The following is a 17,177-nucleotide window of genomic DNA, read 5'->3' as shown; positions in this document are numbered from 1 at the left end:
CATCAATCACCGACCGCGAAAATGTTTAGCTTACAGAACAGCCGTTGAAGCTTTCTTGAACGAGTTCAAATAAATGTTGCACTTTTTCTTGCAATTTATCTAACAAACTTACAAGAAAAAAATGCCACATTAAATAAAATGGCAGAAGTAGTTGTAAACCTACAAAGTGAGAATCAAGACACTAAGCGACTAGCTAAGTATGAGCGCTCAAAGCTAAACTTATCGCAGGAGCTAACGATTGAGCAGGTAGAATCTGAGATTGAAGGTATTCAAAATCAATTAAATAGTAAAATCAATGAATATGAAAATGGGGTGAGGAGGCTTGAAAATATTTTTAACATTCTCAGGAACAGAATAAATATAGTTGACGGAGAAGAGTTAAATCTATTCTAGTATTCACATTCTGAATACTGTTATCAAAAATCACTATTTTACCCACGAGTTTTTATCGTTTATACTAAATCATGTGCAAAGGACAAGAAAAAAGATTTAGAGGTACAGAAATGAACTCAAGAAAAAATAAAATTGTTTACAACAACAGCGATTGCAACCATTTTGCTAGCTGCTTGCTCAGCAAATTCGACCGGCAATTCGACTGCAAGCTTAGCGAATACTGATAGTACTGCACATGTCGAAAATTGGATTAAAGAGAATGTGAAGTAATCGGAAGTTTACAAATGATATGAAACGGTGGAAATAGTTTTCCATCGTTTTTTCTCTAGTAGGTATATCGATTATGAATACTAGTATTAAATATTGCTATTGTACATATTTGAAAATAGGACTATACTAATAGTCAGAAAGTGAGGCGAGTCAAATGCAACATGTAGTATTAAACAACGGTGTTAAAATGCCGATTTTAGGATTTGGTGTTTTCCAAATTCCTGCTAGTGAAACCAAGCAGGCTGTACTTGATGCTATTAAGGTTGGCTATCGTCATTTTGATACGGCTCAGTCTTATGCCAATGAAAAAGAAGTTGGTGAAGCTATCGCAGAATCAGGTTTGCCAAGGGAAGAATTTTTCATTACTAGCAAAGTCTGGCTAGAGCATTACGGTTATGAGAAAACGAGAAAAGCTGTTCTACATTCCTTGGAGGTCATGGGCTTAGATTATCTAGACTTGATGCTCCTTCATCAGCCTTTTTCAGATTACTATGGTTCTTATCATGCCCTGGAGGACTTGTATAAAGAAGGGAAACTGCGTGCCATTGGTGTCAGCAATTTCTATCCCGATCGTCTGAGTGATCTGGTGGCTTTTAATGAAATCACCCCACAGGTCAATCAAGTTGAAACCCATCCGTTTAATCAACAGATTTTCGCACAAGAGAATATGATCAAAAACAATGTTCAGATGGAGTCATGGGCTACTTTTGCAGAAGGTAGAAATGGCATCTTTTCTCATCCGACACTAGTGGCGATTGCGGAAAAATATGGTAAGTCCACAGCTCAAATTATGGTTCGTTGGCAGGTGGAGCGTGGTATCGTCTGCTTGACAAAATCAGTAAAACCAGAGCGTATGGCTGAGAATATTGATGTTTTTGATTTTAACTTAACGGATGAGGATATGACAGTCATTGCAGAACTTGATACAAAAGAAAGTCTGTTTTTCAATCACCAAGATGCTTCAACAGTTGACATGTTCTTGCGTTTGATTGAACAGAGAAAAAATGGAGAAAACTAAAGGGAGAAAAGGGAAGGAAGATGCTTTTTTCCAACCTTTTCACTTTGCATTATTTCAGATATGAAAGGAATAGAAAAATGACTATTAAACAGACTGCTGGGCGTGATATTCTAGGGGACTTTGCACCAGAATTTGCTCACTTTAATGATGATATTTTGTTTGGAGAAAACTGGAACAACCCAGCTATTGATTTAAAGACACGTAGTATGATTACAGTTGTGGCCTTGATGTCTCAGGGAATTACAGACAGTTCACTAGAGCATCATCTTCAAAATGCCAAAAATAATGGTGTCACAACAGAAGAGATTGTGGCTGTTATTACTCACGTCGCATTTTATGCGGGATGGCCAAAGGCTTGGGCAGTCTTTCGTCTGGCAAAAGGTATTTGGACAGAAGAGGAGAAATAAAATATGTCAGATAAAGTAAGCTTTGATGAAGAAAACATCTTTGGACAAGGGCAGGAAAATGTGGCCTTTGCACAGTATTTTGATGGGCAGTCTTTCCTCAATCCGCTTGTTGATGAACAGTCACCGCTCTTTCTTGCCAATGTTACCTTTGAGCCTGGTTGTCGCAATCATTGGCATATTCATCGAGCAGATAAGGGTGGTGGGCAAATCTTGATTTGTACTGCTGGCCAAGGTTGGTATCAGGAAGAGGGAAAGGAAGCAGTCAGTCTTGAACCTGGAAAGGTTCTTGTTATTCCAGCAAATGTCAAACATTGGCACGGTGCCAAAGGTGATTCCTGGTTTTCACATATTGCGGTCGAAGTACCAGGTGACAATACCAAAACAGAGTGGTTGGAGCCTGTGTCAGAAGAGGATTACTTAGCACTAAGTTAATAACTTTATAGTCTCAGAGTCAGTTAGACAAGGGTCAACTGACTTTTTTGATGACTTAATTTGAAATTTGACTATTCATTTTTGAATACTAGTATAGATTATTGATATTTTTCAAACGGTTATTTTAGGACTATACTAATACTATCAAAAGAAAGTGAGAACGAATATGACTCAATTATTTACAAATAAAGTTGCCTTGGTTACAGGTGGCGGATCAGGAATCGGTCGTGCCATTGCAGAAAGCTATGCAAAAGAAGGTGCGAAGGTAATTATTGCTGGCCGTCGTGAAGCAGTCTTGAAAGAAGTTTCTGAAGCTAATGAAGCAATTAGTTATGTTGTAGCAGATATTACGAATTCAGCAGACGTGACTAAAATCGCAGAAACAATTCGATCAGACTTTAATGGTCAGTTGGATATTTTAGTTAATAATGCAGGTTGGGCACCTGTTACACCACTTAAAGAGTTGACAATGGCAGATTACGATCGTGCCTTTGCTCTTGATGTGCGGGCTTTGTTGGATGTCACGATTCAAACATTACCGTTTATTCTTGCCTCTAAGGGAAATATTATCAACCTCTCAACGGTTGGTGCTCAGCACCGTGGACCAAATATGTCTATGTATCTCGGTGCCAAGGCAGCTGTTGAAAACTTTACACGTGTCTGGGCCATGGAGTTGGCGGATGACGGTGTTCGTGTCAATGCCATTGCACCAGGGGCGATTCGTACAGATATTTGGAATTTGACAGATTTATCAGCTGAGGAAGCACAGGCACATGAGCAGGCTATTTCTCAACTAATTCCAATGCACCGATTTGGACGTCCCGAAGAAGTTGCAAGTCTGGCAGTTTTTCTAGGTTCTGAACAAGCCTCATTTGTGACAGGTGCTATTTACGGTGTTGATGGTGGACAGGGGGCAAGTTAAAACGGAAAAACGATGAATAATAAGCATTTACTTATCGGATTAGTTAGGCTAGCGTCAATTATCACTTTAGCTGCCTGTGGTTAACAATCTTCACAAACATCAGCAACACCTGCTCAGACGACCTTAGCTTTCTGTTACTGATGAAGATAAACCATTCATCTTAAAAAGCTGACTCAGATGAATAGTCTATCAGTATTTGTAAAATGAATACTGCAATAAACAATAAGTATTGTACTATTCACTCTTTTAAGAATAAAATAGATTCATAAATAAGAAAGAGGAAAAAACATATGACACAACAAATCACATTAAACGATGGAAACAAGATTCCTGCAATTGGCTTTGGAGTATTCCAAATTCCAGCGGATGGTTCAACTTATACAGCAGTGAAAGAAGCCTTGGAAGTTGGCTACCGTCATATCGACACAGCGCAAGCTTATTTCAATGAAAAAGAAGTCGGTCAAGCGATCAAAGATTCAGGCATTCTACGAGAAGAAATTTTTGTCACTAGCAAACTTTGGATTCAAGATTTCGCCTATGAGACTGCTAAGTCAACGATTGATGCGACTCTAGAGAAAATGGGACTTGACTATCTTGACCTCTATCTACTTCATCAACCTTACGGGGAAGTGGAGCAGGCTTGGAAAGCTCTTGAAGAAGCCAAAGCTGCTGGTAAAATTAAATCCATCGGTGTTTCAAACTTCACACCGAACTTTTGGAAACAATTTATTCCAAATTTTGCGACTATCCCAGCTGTCAACCAAGTTGAGTTCAACCCATACTTTCAACAAAAAGAATTACGGAACCTGCTTGCTAAAGATCAAGTAACTATTGAAGCGTGGGCTCCGCTTGGACAAGGTAATAAAGAATTATTCGAAGAGCCTGTGATCACAAAACTTGCAAGTAAGTATGGCAAAGATGTTGGTCAGATTATCTTGCGTTTTGCCAACCAAGAGGGTATTGTTGTCTTGCCAAAATCAACTAAAAAGAGCCGTATGACTTCCAACAAAGATATTTTTGACTTTGAATTAACTGCTGAGGAACTAGCCGAACTCCGTGCTCTTGATAAAGGAAAGGGATCTCATGATCCAGATGCGCCAGGTGTGGGCGAATACCTTTTGACTGCTTATGATATTCATGCAAATGACTAAGTGAAAAAGTGATGTAGAGGGAATGAAAAAAGTATTAATCTTAGGGGCTGCTGGCTAAATTGAAGGTGAGCCCTTTACTTCCGCTCAAGTATCAATACAATCGGTAGCGCAATTTGTGGTTGACTTGCTCACTGGTAAAGAAGATTACCATCGTGAAAGTTTGGGATTAGGTGAAGTAGGAACTGCCTTTACTAAGCCTAGCTTTTACTAAGCAACTACCCCATTAAAGAAAGAGAGAACTGATAATGCAAACACAAAATGTTGTTTTTTTGAACAAAGAATTAAACCTCCGCCTCGCAGGTATCCTTCGCTTGCCTGCAAACTTCGATTTGAATAAAAATTATCCGGCAATTGTTGTAACGGGGCCCATGCTTTCCGTAAAAGAACAAGCTCAAGCCATTTATGCCGATGCACTTACAGAAGCGGGTTACGTTACCTTGGTATTTGATGGCGCTTATTTTGGCGAAAGTCAAGGTTTCCCACGCCAGCAAGAGCTTCCTGATGTTAAACAATCAGATATCGAAGGAGCGATAGACTTTCTTGAGAGCCTTCCTTATGTCGATAAGAACCGCATTGGCGGTTTAGGCATGTGTGGGTCTAGTTCTTATATGTCTGTTGCTGGTGTCAAAGATAGCCGTTTAAAAGCCATTACCGCAGTCGTGCCAGCTATTTCTGATATTTCAACTTCGCCAATGACATCATTCTTCTTGCCAGAAGAGGAAGTAAGGATAGCTAAAGAAGCTTATGAAAATGGGACAGGTGACCTAATTACACTTAATTTCCAACCTCGTGCCTTTGAAGAGGGGGCACAATATTACTATTCTGCTCGTGGAAATCGTGCACGGTGGAGCAATCAAGTCGTGGCTTGGAGTCAATTAGAGCTGATCAATTACAATGTGACCAATATCATGAAAGATATGACCAAACCGTACTTGGTTGTTACTGCTGAAAATGCCTGGAGCCAACCAGCATCTCGTGAAATCTTTGATGCAGCAAAGAGTGATGTAAAAGAATGGGTAGTTGTCCCTGAAGCAAGCCACTTTGACATGTATGACCTCCATCCTTTTGTAGATGTCGCCTTTGAGGCAATCATACCTTTCTTTGAAAAAAATATTTAATCCTAACTATCCATTTGAATAATGAAAATAGATAAAAACGAGGTAAACAATGCAATACACAACACTTAACAACGGAATCAAAATGCCTATGGTTGGATTTGGAGTTTTCCAAATTCCTGATTTGGAGCAATGCCAAGCAGTTGTTGAAGAAGCGATTCGAGTAGGCTATCGTCATTTTGATACCGCCCAAATCTACGGCAATGAGGTCGCTGTTGGTAAAGCTATCAAAGCTTCAGGCCTACCGCGCGAGGAATTTTTCATCACTACTAAGCTCTGGGTTTCAGATTTCTCTTATGAGGGAGCCAAAGAGGAATTTGCCGCATCCTTGGAGCGATTGGACATGGATTATGTAGACCTTTATCTCATTCACCAACCATTTGGAGATATTTTTGGAGCTTGGCGTGCTATGGAGGAACTCTACAAAGAAGGTAAGATTCGTGCTATTGGTGTATCAAATTTCAAATCAGACCAATTAGCCAACCTTGCCGCCTTTAACGAGGTAACTCCAGCAGTTAACCAAATCGAACTCCATGTCTTTAACCAACGGAATGAAGAACGTGCCTATATGGCAGAAAAAGGTGTCGTTGCGGAAAGTTGGGGAGCTTTGGCTGCTGGTCAATTCGATGTCTTCTCAAATCCAGTCTTAGTTGAAATTGCTAGAAAATATGAGAAAACGACTTCTCAAGTTATGTTGCGCTGGCATTTGCAATTAGGCCTAGTTTCATTGGCTAAGTCCGTTACACCAACTCGCATTCAAGAAAACTTTGATATTTTTGACTTTGAATTATCAGCTGAAGACATGGAAAAAATTTCTAGTCTGAATACAAATACAACACTTTTTGAAGATCATCATTCAGCAAAAGCTGTCGAAATTATTGCTGGATTTGTTGGAAAATCATTTTAATAGGTATAGAGTGCGGTAAATAAGGAGAAAGTGGGATGACAATATTATTTTTAAACGGTAGTCCCAATAAAAATGGCAATACCGTCGCTTTAGCCAAAAAATTATTAGGAGATCAATCTTTTGAAACGCTTCATCTAGTAGATTATAAAATTTATGATTACGGACAAGATTTCTCAGATGATCAATTTGAAGAGGTGCTAGCAAAGCTATTTGAAGCAGATACAATTGTGATTGGCTCACCAGTCTATTGGCATAGCATCAATGGTTTGGTACGGAATTTTCTGGATCGACAGTATAATCGTGTCGAAGATCAGCTCATCGGAAAAGCGTTTTATTTCATCTTTCAAGGCTCTGCGCCAACACAAGAAGTGCTAAAAATGGGGGAATATACCATGCGTCGTTATGCTGGGCTTTATGGATTAGATTATCTAGGAATGGTGAATCAATAAGAAGATAGTCCTCTTTGGTTCAACATTAGCAATTTATGGTATAATAGTCAGGTTATTTTATGACACAAAAATAATGAACTTCATGAAATGAGGAGTAAACAGAAAGGATTGTTATACAAATGTTAATGTCAAAAGAGCGTTTAATCGCTTTTACAGATGCCGTCTTGGCGATTATCATGACGATTTTAGTTTTGGAATTGGAACGGCCGGATCAGATTAGCTGGCAGGCTCTATGGGATTTGCGGACCAATTTTTTCGCCTACACCATTTCTTTCTTCTGGTTGGGAACTATGTGGGTTAATCTGCATCGTAGTTGGGATGTGGTTGATAAAATCAACACCAATTTGGTTTGGAGTTCGATTGTTCTACTTTTTTTCTCCTCCTTTTTCCCTTATACAACAGCCCTTGTTTCGGCTGATTTTAACAATTCAGTTGCTCAAACCTTCTATGGGGTCATTGTTCTTCTGGTAACAGCTTGTAACGTCTGGATGTATCGTGAGATGCAACAATTAAATCCAGAGACTGTAAAGTCAGGGCATTTTAATATTCTAGATAGAGCTGGAATAGTTGATATTGTGGTAAAACTAGTAGGTCTGGTCTTGACCTTAACAGTATTCCCATCAGCAATGATGTGGGCCGTTCTTTTTACAGCAGTCGTTATTGTCCTACCAAGAGCGATTCGTCAGTAATATTCATAAGATAAAGAAAAGTATGGTTTTCAACCGAACCATACTTTTTTGTATTATCAAGTGAGTTGCAGTAGTACACTTTTATTCTTTTTCAAAGTTGAGATGTAAAAGGTTTTTGTGGCTTCCTTATCTACGATTGGGACATGCACACGTTGGGTTGGATTATCAGAGGCGGCCTGGGTGATATTGGTTGAAAAGCTTGGCAAAGCAGAAGCAGAGATCAGTTCGTCAAAGGCTTCCCAATCTGTCTGGACAATAAATTTGGTTTGTGTTAGCTGATCCACAAGTGGTTGCCAAATCCCCAAATCGGCCCGCAAGAGCATGGTTAGGTTTGCCAAATCTTCCAATGTAATTTCCTCACGCATGGCATAGGGATGGGCAGGTGGAACGGAAATATAAAGTTGTTCTTTGAAGAATCCAGTTGTCAGCACATCGTCATGCTCAATTGGAAAGTCTGTCACGATAAACTGGAATTTCTGACTAAGTAGGGCTTCTAGTAGGGAGTCATTATCATGTAACTCGACATGGACTTCTTGTTCTAAATCCTGCTCTGCCAAACGATTCCTCACTTCCCATTCTACACCAGGAGCTGAGATGCCGCCAAATAAAGTCGTGGCTTGGAGAGAAAAACGTTGGATATTTTTCAAAAATTGCTGCTCATGGTTGAGCAAAGCTTCTGCTTGTTGAACAGTATATTTACCAGTTTCCGTTAAGGAAAGTTTGTTTTTACTTCGTTGGAAAAGCTGGACGCCTAAGTCGTCTTCTAACTGACGCATATTACGGGTCAAAGACGGCTGTGAAATCAACAAAACCTCAGCTGCGCGTGATAGTGTCCCTTCTTTAGCGACCGTAATCAATTGTTCTAGGTGCTGTAAATTGATCATATCTTCTCCTTTGTGACTATTCACTTTATGAATAGCAGTCTAACTAATTGCTATTGTACTATTTTTTAAAGCACTTGTAAAATAGAGACATCAAGTGGAGGTGGCTGTATGAATAAGATTAGATTAAATAATGGAATTGTTTTGTTTCTTATACTCATTTAATTTTTTGAAATAATTTACGATATTGTTTTGGAGTTTGATTCATCTGTTTTCTAAATTGCTTGATATAGTATGAATTGATATCGAAAAAGTTTCAATATCAAAGCAAGAATTTTTCTGGAGTAATAATTTTTAAATGCTGATTTTCTTTGAAATTACTGGTGTTGCAGCGGAAGTCAATCGAGAATTAATTATGGATCCCACATTACTAGCAATAACAAATGAAAAAGAGTAGTTGCTACTAGATAAATGTAGTTTTTAATCATAGTAGTTTACAATTATGCTAGAAGCTGGCTATCTTCGAGAGTATTTGTTTTGATATTTTTGGATTTCTTTAAAAAGATAGTTTGGGATTCGATGATTGATTTAAGAGGGCAAATTTGCCCTCTTTTTGAGTTTATTGTATAATAATGATACTCAAGTTGCCAACTACGTTAAGAAGATTGACTGGAGGAAGGTAGCTGTCACAGCTGGTGCTATTGGTGTTGGTATTGTCCTCACCGTAGCAACCGGTGGTCTAGGTGCCCCAGTCGCAATGGCGATTGGTGGTGCGGCTTCTGGAGCCATTATGTCTGGCTATGATGCCTATAGCTCAGGGCAACGTGGTTGGGCCTTGGTTGGCTCTATTGCCAAAGGAGCAGGACTAGGAGCTATTACAGGTTTTGTCGGTGGTCAGTTTATTGGAGCTGGTGCCAATGTGGCTGCTAATGTGACACAAAATATTGCTAACCAGACCGTTCGTCATGTTGCGAAGGCGGGTGTTGAAGCTGGTGTTGAGACAGCCATAGATACGGGAATCTCCCTTGCGACAGGGAATCCAATTACCCTTAAGAATGTCGCGACAGACTATGGTCTCAATCTCATAACCAATGGTTCGGGTAGTGTTTCAAGTAAGAAATCTGCCAAAGCAGATGTACCGAAGAACAAGCCGAAATCTGGAGATGTTGCAGTTACGAAGTCTCGTCAGTCATCTACTCCTGTTCAGCAACTGTCCAACCCTGGACCTAATAAGTCTAGAATCCCTGTGGAAGCTGTAGATGGCAATGGAAATAAGGTATATGGTGAGATTCTTGAACCTGGTTACATACATACGAGACCAGTTAAAAATGTCACATCTACTAGCTCTAACACATCTACATCTCAAAAGCTAATATCAGGTCCGGATCCTAATGCCCCAAGACTTGAGGCTCCTAAACAGCACTTGGCTTTACCTATGCCTAATGATATTGTGACTATTCAAGTGTCGAAAAGTAAATATCCTGAATCTGCTCAGCATATTCAGGATGCACGAGCGAACGGCCCTTCTTCTATCTTAACAATTGATCGCCCAGGTGCAAAAACAAATCGAAGTCAGTCATTGAAAGGAATAGATAAAGTTCCTGATATGGACTTAGATGAGTATCCACCTGCTATGTTTGCAGAAGGTGGAGAGGGTGCTAGTGTGAGAGCAATCAACAGATCAGATAATAGGGGTTCAGGCTCTTCAATGGGACATCAACTTAGACCATTCGATAATGGAACGAAGGTTTTCATTGATATCGTAGATTAGGAGATAGGGCAATGATAGATATACTGACACAATTTGACAAAAGTAGTAATACCATTGATTATAGTCTAGAAAAAACCGAGTTTTTAAATATTAGTAAACATAGAGATGTTTGGGATATTTCTAGCATAAGTAATATATTTGGCTATATTATAGTAAATAAATATTTAAAAATTTTAGGAAATGATGAAAATTTTGGTATTAAATGGGCAAATGGAATATACGAAAAATACTATGATGCTAACTCACTTCTTGTGGCATATGACATATTTGGTGGTTTATTTGTAATAAAAGATTATCATTCTGGTGGAGAGCAAATATGGTATTTTGCACCAGATACTATGAATTGGGAAAATTTAAAAATTACATATCATAATTTTGTTAAATGGATATGTACAGATGAATTTTCTTTGTTTTATTCAGACTTCCCTATTGAATATGTAATTAATAATTCTATTCAAATAGAGGAGGATGGTGTCTTGTTAATATATCCGTATCTTTGGAGTAAGGAATATAAAATTGCTACACCGACTATAAATGTTGTTCCTTTTAGAGAACTCTTTGAGTTAAACAGAGATATGTATATACAATTAAATTAGTATATTTCCCAAATAGATTTTCTAGATATGAAGTGGTAACGCTCCTGCTCAGTATTCAAAAAAATCCCTTGAAGAAATTGACTCTTCAAGGGATTTTACTGTTCAATAGGCATAAAATTCCCCACAATTTTCCCCACAATCCTTGGTTCATCCTCTGCTGGCGCAAACTTGTCAGGGTAATCTTTGTTAATGGATACCAAGCGGTATCCCTCATCTTCAAGGTAGACTTTCTTAATGTAGAGTTGTTCGTTCCATGCCACCGCATAGACTGCTCCGTCATAATCAAAGCTCCCTTCACGGATGAGGGCGACTTCCCCATCTTGGTAGACAGGTTCCATGGAATGTCCTGTGATCCAAGTTGCTACATCGTAGAGGTAGTCCTTATCGGTAAAGACTTCTCTAGTCTCGTATTCGTCGTAGAAGCCAGAGCCATGTCCTGCTGATAGAGCCACATTGTCAAGGACATGAACTGAAAATAGTGGGATAACCTTTTGTTCCAGAAGAAGGTCATGAGTTAGCTCATCGACCTTCTTTTTGTTTGTTTTGTTGAGCTGTTTATAGAGGGTTAGGTGTGGATGTTCTTCCTGAAGGTCACTAGGTTCTATACTGAGGACTTGAGCTAGTTCCTGAAGGTGTTTCTTGTTAGGGACGGTTTTGCCTGTTTCCCAAGCAGACAATGTAGCTCTAGTAACACCTAGTTCATGTGCGATAGCTGTCTGGGATAGTTTCTTAGCTGTCCGTGGTTGACAAGTGCTGGTACGCAGTCAGAGCGGAGACAGCGAACCACCGAGGTAGTTGGTTTGCTGGTGAAAGCTTAGAAACGGTTGAACGAAAGTATGTTAAAAAGCCTTGTCTCCAAGGCTTTTTAGCTTGGGGTGGGGGAGTATCGAAGTGACTATCTCAGTTGAGGTGCGGAGGAAGTCTTCAACTTTTTGTTGCAAAAATCTTGCACTATGATGGAGTTTATGTTAAACTTGTTCCTGTAGTTGATACATGAACAGAAAGGAGGTCTTATGGATACTAAATTTTCGGTTGCCCTTCACATATTGACCATGATTAGTGAAAGTAAGGAAGTTTTGAGTTCGCAAGCCTTAGCCACTAGTGTAGGAACGAATGCCAGTTATATTCGTAAGGTAGTTTCTCTTTTAAAAAATGCGGGTCTTATCAACTCTCATCAAGGGAAATCAGGCTACCAACTCAGTAAACTTCCTCAAGAAATGACCTTACTTGAGATTTACTTTGCTACTCAAGAAGTGGAGCGAATCAGGCTTTTTCAAATCCATCAAAATGCTAATTTGGACTGCCCAGTCGGAAAGCATATTGAAGGAGCTGTATCTCCGATTTTTGCTAGAGTTGAATCCCATTTGGAGGAAGAACTAGCTGGTCATACACTGCGGGATGTTATTCAAAATCTTTATCAACAGGCCCAAAAAAGCTAAATCTGATCAATTGTTATGGATCAGATTTTCTTAGGAAAAACATATGTTTGTATCAGATACAAGTACAAAAGCTATAGGAGTTTTATATGAAAGCAGCACAACACACATCTTATAACAAAAACAATATCGTACTTAACCTAACAGACATTGCTAAACCACAAATTAAACCGAATCAAGTCCTTGTCAAAGTCACTGCCGCAGGTGTCAATCCCTTGGACAATATGATTTCGCGTGGTGAGGTCAAAATGATTGTCCCTTACAAATTGCCACAAATAGCCGGTAACGAAGTGGTTGGTCTGGTGGAAGCTGTTGGCAATCAAGTGAGCCAGTTTCAGGTCGGTGATCGTGTTTTTGGTCGTCTGCCCCTTGATAACATCGGTGCCTTTGCGGAGTATGTAGCGGTAGAAGCTACAGCCCTTGCCAAAGTTCCTTCCTATCTGATTGATGTGGAGGCAGCAGCTGTACCACTGACAGCTTTAACCATTATGCAGGCTCTTGAGTTGATGGGAGCACAAGCGGGCAAGACCATTTTTATCTCAGGGGGGACAGGTGGTGTCGGTGGGATGGCGATTCCTATTGCTAAGGCCAAAGGGTTGACCGTTATCACGAATGGATCAGGGGATAATGCTAATCGGGTTCTAGAGTTAGGAGCAGACCGCTTTATCGATTACAAGAAAGAAGATTATACCGAAACGCTTAGTAATGTAGATTATGTTCTTGATACACTTGGTGGTAAAGAGACAGAGAAGCAAATGAGTATTATGAAAAAGGGTGGGCAACTCGTTTCTCTGCGTGCCATGCCTAATGGTGCATTTGCTAAACGAATGAGCTTACCGAAATGGAAACAACTACTCTTCGGTTTGGTTGGACGTAAATTTGATCAAATGGCAGAGCGATATGGTGTACATTACCACTTTATCTTTGTCGAGAGTAATGGTGAACAGTTGCAGGAAGTGGCAGACCTCTTTAGTCAGCTCAAGATTAAGCCATCTATAGATACAGTGTACCCCTTTGAGGAGGTCAATGCTGCCCTTGATAAGGTAGCAAATGGTCGTTCACGTGGAAAAACTGTCCTCAGTTTTAAATAGTAGGAGTACTTATGTCTTATATCACAAGCAAAAATCAATACCTTACTGTCGCTGGCAATCAGATTGCCTACCGGGAACTAGGCAAGGGCAAGTCCAAACTGCCCTTGGTCATGTTGGTCCATTTGGCCGCAACCTTGGATAACTGGGACCCAAAATTGCTAGATTTACTAGCTGAAAAAGTGCATGTCATTGTCCTTGACCTGCCTGGCGTAGGAGCCAGTCAAGGCAAGGTAGCTCCTACGATTCCAGGAATGGCAGAGCAGGCTCATGCTATTATCAAGGCTTTGGGGCATACGAAAATTAACCTGCTCGGTCTTTCTATGGGTGGTTTTATCGCCCAAGAAATCGTTCGTCTTGATAGCCAAATGGTTAACCGCTTGATTCTAGCAGGAACAGGACCTCGTGGCGGAGTTGAAGTGGATAAGGTGACAGGAAAAACTTTCCGCTATATGCTGAAGGCTGGTCTGGAGCGCGTGGATCCAAAACGCTACATTTTCTATAACCACGATAAAGCAGGTCTCCTGGAAGCTGAAAAAGTTTTGGGTCGTATGGGAGAAAGAAAAGCCGAGTATGCAGACAAGGATATGAATGTCCCAGGATTTTTGACCCAGCTGATGGCTATCAAACGTTGGGGGAGAGATCCTCAAGAAGATATGGCCTTTATCACGCAACCAACGCTGATTGTCAACGGTGACAAGGATATGCAAGTTCCGACTGAGAACTCTTATATCATGCATGAGAAAATCAAAAACAGCCAACTCATCATCTATCCAAATGCAGGTCACGGATCTATCTTCCAGTATGCATCTGAGTTTGCAAGAGAGGTCATTGACTTTTTGAAGATGTAGGATACTGTTGGCACGGAGAAAATAAGAAAACCCTCAATCGATTGGATACCACTTGTACTTCCTTTGAATTCTTGGTAGAATACATGCGGAGGGGCTGCTATGAAATTAACAGGTTTTGAAGACTTACGTGTGAAACGTACGATTACAGCTATTTATCAAGCCTTTGAGGAGTTGATTTGTGAGTTGGATTATGACAACATCACAGTGACAGAGTTGGCCAAGCGTGCTGTCATCAATAAAAAGACCTTCTACCGTTATTATCCAACTTTGGATGATTTGCTAGCTGAGATGCAGGAGAAGTATGCTCAGGCCTATATTGATGTGATTAAGGATTTTTCTCTGCCTGAGGATTTGGAAAAAATGCAACGCGCCTTTTTTGAATTTTCAGCTCAGCAGGGAGAGGCCTATGATAAGATTACCATCAGCCAATCTTCTTACAGAGAGATTCGTCAAGATATGGTGGATATGGTCATGGCGTCCACTTGGTCTAAGGCCGAAAAAGTCAACCAGCTCAGCGATTTTCAAAAGATTAGCCTTTTGAATTTTGTTCAAAATACAGGACTTGCTATCTACCGTCAGTGGGTCGAAGAGGGAAAAAGCACACCTCTTGAAGATGTGATTGAAACAGCCAATCTTCTTACGCTTGCAGGTGTCAATTCCCTTTTGAGATAATCTTTTGCCACAGTTTTGGCTCATGCGTGGCATAAGCCACCTTTTTAGAAAAATGCCCATTGTGTTTGTCACAGTGGGCTTTTATAATGGACTTAGAAAAAACAACAGGAGGCAATATGACAAAAGATATTTGGAGCCGTTTGGCTGACGGGGATGCAGTCAGTATGATGGAAGAGGACTATCAAGACATTGTGCTAGCAGAGTTTAACCGTTGTCGAGACCTACAATTTCAAATCAATCAAACCCAGCCAACTTCCCCAGAGATTCATGGACTTTATAGTGACTTGCTTGGAAGGAAATTGCCCGTATCGACCCATATCATGAGTCCATCACAAATTGATTTTGGAAAAAATGTTCACCTAGGAGAAGGCGTATTTATCAATCACAGCCTGACCCTTATGTCCATCGGCGGGGTGACAATTGGTGATGGCACCTTTATTGGGCCCAACGTCAGCATTGTGACCGATAATCATGATATGGAAGATATTCTGGTCCTACGTTGCCAGCCTGTCGTGATTGGAAGAAAGGTTTGGGTTGGAGAAGGTGTCAAAATTATGCCAGGGGTTACTATTGGCGACAATGCATTGTTAGCTAGTGGTGCGGTCGTGACAAAGGATGTTCCGGCTAATGCCATTGTGGGCGGCAATCCAGCTAAATTGATTCGGATGAAGGGAGACTAAATGACACAAACTGCAGAAAGAGAGATTATCGCCCTCCAACACGAGATTTGGGAAGCGATTATTGCACAGGATTTTGATAAACTCAAACAACTCTATCCAGAAGATCATCTTTTCCGTCATGTTGGTGGTTACTACCAGACGCGGGAGGAATACTTTGACTATATTCGAGGAGGGACTTTCCGATATTACACCTATAAGCCTATTTCTGAGACGGTGCGTCTACTCAGTGATGAGCGAGCCATTCTTCATTCTAAGGCTAAAACGGATGCTCGTATTTATGGATTTCGGAAGGTTTGGACCATGGACTTTGAGTTGCCCTTTGAAAAAATAGAGGGGAGGTGGCGACCAGCAAATGAAAACTAAGCTTGGAATGATGACTTTTTTGGTTGCCTTGTTGCTAATGGGGTGCGGTAGCCAGAAAGAACAAACTGGACAAATTGAAAAAGCACAGCAAATAAGAACAGAGCACAGTCAATCGGATAAGAAGGAGGAAACCGTGCTGACACAAGCAGATAAAGATAGCATGATTGCCATTTTTGAGCAAATGCGCCAGGCTATGATAGATAAAGATATGACTACTTTAGATGCCATTTTGCCAGATGACTATGTGGCCGTTCATATTACTGGGAGAACCCAGACCAAGGAGGAATGGCTAGCAGATATTGAAAATGGTGAGATGAACTACTATGACTTTTTGGATACAGCATATACCTTTTCACAAGAAGGGGATCGTGTCCTCATGCAGGTTAAACAGCGAATCCATGCCAAGATATATGGTAGTGAAGGGACTTGGTCTGTCCCGGGTGATCGCTATTTCCAAAAAAGAGATGGTAAGTGGCAAATAATTGGTTAGATATAAATAAAGAGAGGTAAAAACATGAATACAGAAATACTTATGGGAAAATTGGCATTAAAAGAATTAGTGGATACATTTTCTAATTTAGCAGATATCAAGGATACAAAGACTCAGGCGCAATTGTTTGTAGAAAATGCAACCTTGACCTCGCACAATGGAGACCAAGTGTTTAAGCAAGAAGGTCGAGAAGCTATCGAAGAAGCCTGTGCAGCTTTTCTAGCTCTGTTTGACACAGTATACCATCTCAATGGCCAACAAGTCGTCCAAATTGATGGGGATAAAGCAACAGGCACAGCTTATTGTCAGGTGGTCTTAATTGGTGCTAATGAAAAAGGTAAGCAGGTTCAAACGACGCAAGGTGTTCGTTATGAAGATGAGTACGTGAAAGTGGATGGTCAATGGAAGATAGCCAATCGTACGTCGCATTTCATTTACACAGACGTCAAAGAAGTCTAAGGACTACAATATAAAGGAAGGAAACTACCATGGAACAAACGTATTTAACACTCAATTCAGGTTATCAGATGCCCCAATTTGGAATCGGAGTTTATTTGATAAATTGCAAGAAAAAGTGCAACATTTATTTGAACTCGTTCAAGAAAGCTTCAACGGCTGTTCTGTAAGCTAAACATTTTCGCGGTCGGTGATTGATG

The 17,177-nt window shown here is 40.3% G+C and carries 20 protein-coding genes and 3 pseudogenes; 21 read left to right on the top strand and 2 right to left on the bottom strand.

The annotated features are described in order from the left end of the window. Positions 1-87: 87 nt before the first annotated feature. The 11 genes and pseudogenes from ACFORF_RS03185 to ACFORF_RS03135 all read left to right on the top strand — a co-directional run. Positions 88-393: pseudogene (locus ACFORF_RS03185) on the top strand (helical hairpin domain-containing protein); the annotation flags it as partial. Positions 394-817: 424 nt separating this feature from the next. After that, the gene (locus tag ACFORF_RS03180) at positions 818-1,681 is read left to right on the top strand and encodes an aldo/keto reductase (protein WP_380425429.1); all 864 of its coding nucleotides are present in this window, start codon (positions 818-820) and stop codon (positions 1,679-1,681) included. A gap of 77 nt (positions 1,682-1,758) precedes the next feature. Beyond that, positions 1,759-2,088 carry a carboxymuconolactone decarboxylase family protein gene (locus ACFORF_RS03175; RefSeq protein WP_380425427.1) on the top strand — a complete coding sequence of 110 codons (330 nt, stop codon included), beginning with the start codon at positions 1,759-1,761 and terminating at the stop codon, positions 2,086-2,088. Between the two features lie 3 nt (positions 2,089-2,091). Beyond that, a complete protein-coding gene (locus tag ACFORF_RS03170) occupies positions 2,092-2,520 on the top strand; it encodes a cupin domain-containing protein (protein WP_380425426.1) in 429 nt (142 codons plus the stop codon). Positions 2,521-2,686: 166 nt separating this feature from the next. Then, positions 2,687-3,442 (top strand): SDR family NAD(P)-dependent oxidoreductase, encoded by a 756-nt coding sequence (locus ACFORF_RS03165; protein ID WP_380425424.1) that lies wholly within the window; start codon positions 2,687-2,689, stop codon positions 3,440-3,442. 290 nt (positions 3,443-3,732) lie between these two features. After that, a complete protein-coding gene (locus ACFORF_RS03160) occupies positions 3,733-4,593 on the top strand; it encodes an aldo/keto reductase (RefSeq protein ID WP_380425422.1) in 861 nt (286 codons plus the stop codon). 61 nt (positions 4,594-4,654) lie between these two features. After that, positions 4,655-4,804: pseudogene (locus ACFORF_RS03155) on the top strand (NAD(P)H-binding protein); the annotation flags it as partial. Positions 4,805-4,838: 34 nt separating this feature from the next. Then, complete coding sequence (locus ACFORF_RS03150; RefSeq protein ID WP_380425420.1) at positions 4,839-5,711, top strand: alpha/beta hydrolase; 873 nt, start codon at positions 4,839-4,841, stop codon at positions 5,709-5,711. A 49-nt stretch (positions 5,712-5,760) separates the two neighbouring features. Beyond that, positions 5,761-6,615, top strand: coding sequence for an aldo/keto reductase (locus ACFORF_RS03145; RefSeq protein WP_380425418.1), 855 nt, complete (start codon positions 5,761-5,763; stop codon positions 6,613-6,615). A gap of 35 nt (positions 6,616-6,650) precedes the next feature. After that, entirely contained in the window at positions 6,651-7,064 is a 414-nt protein-coding gene (locus tag ACFORF_RS03140; RefSeq protein ID WP_380425417.1) for a flavodoxin family protein, read from the top strand. A gap of 125 nt (positions 7,065-7,189) precedes the next feature. Next, positions 7,190-7,753: a TMEM175 family protein gene (locus ACFORF_RS03135; RefSeq protein WP_380425433.1), complete on the top strand. Its 564-nt coding sequence runs from the start codon at positions 7,190-7,192 to the stop codon at positions 7,751-7,753. Between the two features lie 56 nt (positions 7,754-7,809). On the opposite strand, the gene ACFORF_RS03130 is transcribed toward ACFORF_RS03135, so the two are convergent. Further along, entirely contained in the window at positions 7,810-8,637 is an 828-nt protein-coding gene (locus ACFORF_RS03130; RefSeq protein ID WP_380425415.1) for a LysR family transcriptional regulator, read from the bottom strand. 550 nt (positions 8,638-9,187) lie between these two features. On the opposite strand from ACFORF_RS03130, the gene ACFORF_RS03125 reads away from it, so the two are divergent. Both ACFORF_RS03125 and ACFORF_RS03120 read left to right on the top strand, forming a co-directional pair. Beyond that, the gene (locus tag ACFORF_RS03125) at positions 9,188-10,345 is read left to right on the top strand and encodes a NucA/NucB deoxyribonuclease domain-containing protein (RefSeq protein ID WP_380425413.1); all 1,158 of its coding nucleotides are present in this window, start codon (positions 9,188-9,190) and stop codon (positions 10,343-10,345) included. Positions 10,346-10,356: 11 nt separating this feature from the next. Then, positions 10,357-10,941 (top strand): DUF2625 family protein, encoded by a 585-nt coding sequence (locus ACFORF_RS03120; protein WP_380425411.1) that lies wholly within the window; start codon positions 10,357-10,359, stop codon positions 10,939-10,941. Between the two features lie 95 nt (positions 10,942-11,036). Here ACFORF_RS03120 and ACFORF_RS03115 read toward each other — a convergent pair whose 3' ends face one another. Continuing rightward, positions 11,037-11,705 (bottom strand): helix-turn-helix domain-containing protein, encoded by a 669-nt coding sequence (locus ACFORF_RS03115; protein WP_380425431.1) that lies wholly within the window; start codon positions 11,703-11,705, stop codon positions 11,037-11,039. Between the two features lie 249 nt (positions 11,706-11,954). Here ACFORF_RS03115 and ACFORF_RS03110 point away from each other — a divergent pair, with 249 nt between their 5' ends. From ACFORF_RS03110 to ACFORF_RS03075, 8 genes and pseudogenes are all read left to right on the top strand, one after another. After that, a complete protein-coding gene (locus tag ACFORF_RS03110) occupies positions 11,955-12,380 on the top strand; it encodes an Rrf2 family transcriptional regulator (RefSeq protein ID WP_380425409.1) in 426 nt (141 codons plus the stop codon). Positions 12,381-12,466: 86 nt separating this feature from the next. Further along, positions 12,467-13,468, top strand: a complete 1,002-nt coding sequence (locus tag ACFORF_RS03105; RefSeq protein ID WP_380425407.1) for an NADP-dependent oxidoreductase — start codon at positions 12,467-12,469, stop codon at positions 13,466-13,468. Between the two features lie 11 nt (positions 13,469-13,479). After that, entirely contained in the window at positions 13,480-14,316 is an 837-nt protein-coding gene (locus ACFORF_RS03100; protein WP_380425405.1) for an alpha/beta fold hydrolase, read from the top strand. 99 nt (positions 14,317-14,415) lie between these two features. Then, complete coding sequence (locus ACFORF_RS03095; RefSeq protein WP_380425403.1) at positions 14,416-14,988, top strand: TetR/AcrR family transcriptional regulator; 573 nt, start codon at positions 14,416-14,418, stop codon at positions 14,986-14,988. 515 nt (positions 14,989-15,503) lie between these two features. Beyond that, a pseudogene (locus ACFORF_RS03090) lies at positions 15,504-15,653 on the top strand (sugar O-acetyltransferase); the annotation flags it as partial. Positions 15,654-15,668: 15 nt separating this feature from the next. Further along, a complete protein-coding gene (locus tag ACFORF_RS03085) occupies positions 15,669-16,031 on the top strand; it encodes a nuclear transport factor 2 family protein (protein ID WP_380425401.1) in 363 nt (120 codons plus the stop codon). Then, positions 16,021-16,521 carry a nuclear transport factor 2 family protein gene (locus ACFORF_RS03080; RefSeq protein ID WP_380425399.1) on the top strand — a complete coding sequence of 167 codons (501 nt, stop codon included), beginning with the start codon at positions 16,021-16,023 and terminating at the stop codon, positions 16,519-16,521. The genes ACFORF_RS03085 and ACFORF_RS03080 overlap by 11 nt, the downstream gene beginning before the upstream one ends. 24 nt (positions 16,522-16,545) lie before the next feature. Then, positions 16,546-16,980: a nuclear transport factor 2 family protein gene (locus ACFORF_RS03075; protein WP_380425396.1), complete on the top strand. Its 435-nt coding sequence runs from the start codon at positions 16,546-16,548 to the stop codon at positions 16,978-16,980. Positions 16,981-17,177: the final 197 nt, after the last annotated feature.

Source organism: Streptococcus caprae, assembly GCF_042649745.1.
GTDB lineage: Bacteria > Bacillota > Bacilli > Lactobacillales > Streptococcaceae > Streptococcus > Streptococcus caprae.
Note: the sequence above shows the minus strand (reverse complement) of the source record. Positions and strands in the feature narration are given on the sequence as shown.

What these genes read in the sequence shown, in the direction of transcription:
- ACFORF_RS03180 (WP_380425429.1), top strand. Translation starts at nt 818, where the DNA reads ATGCAACATGTAGTATTAAACAACGGTGTTAAAATGCCGATTTTAGGA.
- ACFORF_RS03175 (WP_380425427.1), top strand. Translation starts at nt 1,759, where the DNA reads ATGACTATTAAACAGACTGCTGGGCGTGATATTCTAGGGGACTTTGCA.
- ACFORF_RS03170 (WP_380425426.1), top strand. Translation starts at nt 2,092, where the DNA reads ATGTCAGATAAAGTAAGCTTTGATGAAGAAAACATCTTTGGACAAGGG.
- ACFORF_RS03165 (WP_380425424.1), top strand. Translation starts at nt 2,687, where the DNA reads ATGACTCAATTATTTACAAATAAAGTTGCCTTGGTTACAGGTGGCGGA.
- ACFORF_RS03160 (WP_380425422.1), top strand. Translation starts at nt 3,733, where the DNA reads ATGACACAACAAATCACATTAAACGATGGAAACAAGATTCCTGCAATT.
- ACFORF_RS03150 (WP_380425420.1), top strand. Translation starts at nt 4,839, where the DNA reads ATGCAAACACAAAATGTTGTTTTTTTGAACAAAGAATTAAACCTCCGC.
- ACFORF_RS03145 (WP_380425418.1), top strand. Translation starts at nt 5,761, where the DNA reads ATGCAATACACAACACTTAACAACGGAATCAAAATGCCTATGGTTGGA.
- ACFORF_RS03140 (WP_380425417.1), top strand. Translation starts at nt 6,651, where the DNA reads ATGACAATATTATTTTTAAACGGTAGTCCCAATAAAAATGGCAATACC.
- ACFORF_RS03135 (WP_380425433.1), top strand. Translation starts at nt 7,190, where the DNA reads ATGTCAAAAGAGCGTTTAATCGCTTTTACAGATGCCGTCTTGGCGATT.
- ACFORF_RS03130 (WP_380425415.1), bottom strand. Translation starts at nt 8,637, where the DNA reads ATGATCAATTTACAGCACCTAGAACAATTGATTACGGTCGCTAAAGAA.
- ACFORF_RS03120 (WP_380425411.1), top strand. Translation starts at nt 10,357, where the DNA reads ATGATAGATATACTGACACAATTTGACAAAAGTAGTAATACCATTGAT.
- ACFORF_RS03110 (WP_380425409.1), top strand. Translation starts at nt 11,955, where the DNA reads ATGGATACTAAATTTTCGGTTGCCCTTCACATATTGACCATGATTAGT.
- ACFORF_RS03105 (WP_380425407.1), top strand. Translation starts at nt 12,467, where the DNA reads ATGAAAGCAGCACAACACACATCTTATAACAAAAACAATATCGTACTT.
- ACFORF_RS03100 (WP_380425405.1), top strand. Translation starts at nt 13,480, where the DNA reads ATGTCTTATATCACAAGCAAAAATCAATACCTTACTGTCGCTGGCAAT.
- ACFORF_RS03095 (WP_380425403.1), top strand. Translation starts at nt 14,416, where the DNA reads ATGAAATTAACAGGTTTTGAAGACTTACGTGTGAAACGTACGATTACA.
- ACFORF_RS03085 (WP_380425401.1), top strand. Translation starts at nt 15,669, where the DNA reads ATGACACAAACTGCAGAAAGAGAGATTATCGCCCTCCAACACGAGATT.
- ACFORF_RS03080 (WP_380425399.1), top strand. Translation starts at nt 16,021, where the DNA reads ATGAAAACTAAGCTTGGAATGATGACTTTTTTGGTTGCCTTGTTGCTA.
- ACFORF_RS03075 (WP_380425396.1), top strand. Translation starts at nt 16,546, where the DNA reads ATGAATACAGAAATACTTATGGGAAAATTGGCATTAAAAGAATTAGTG.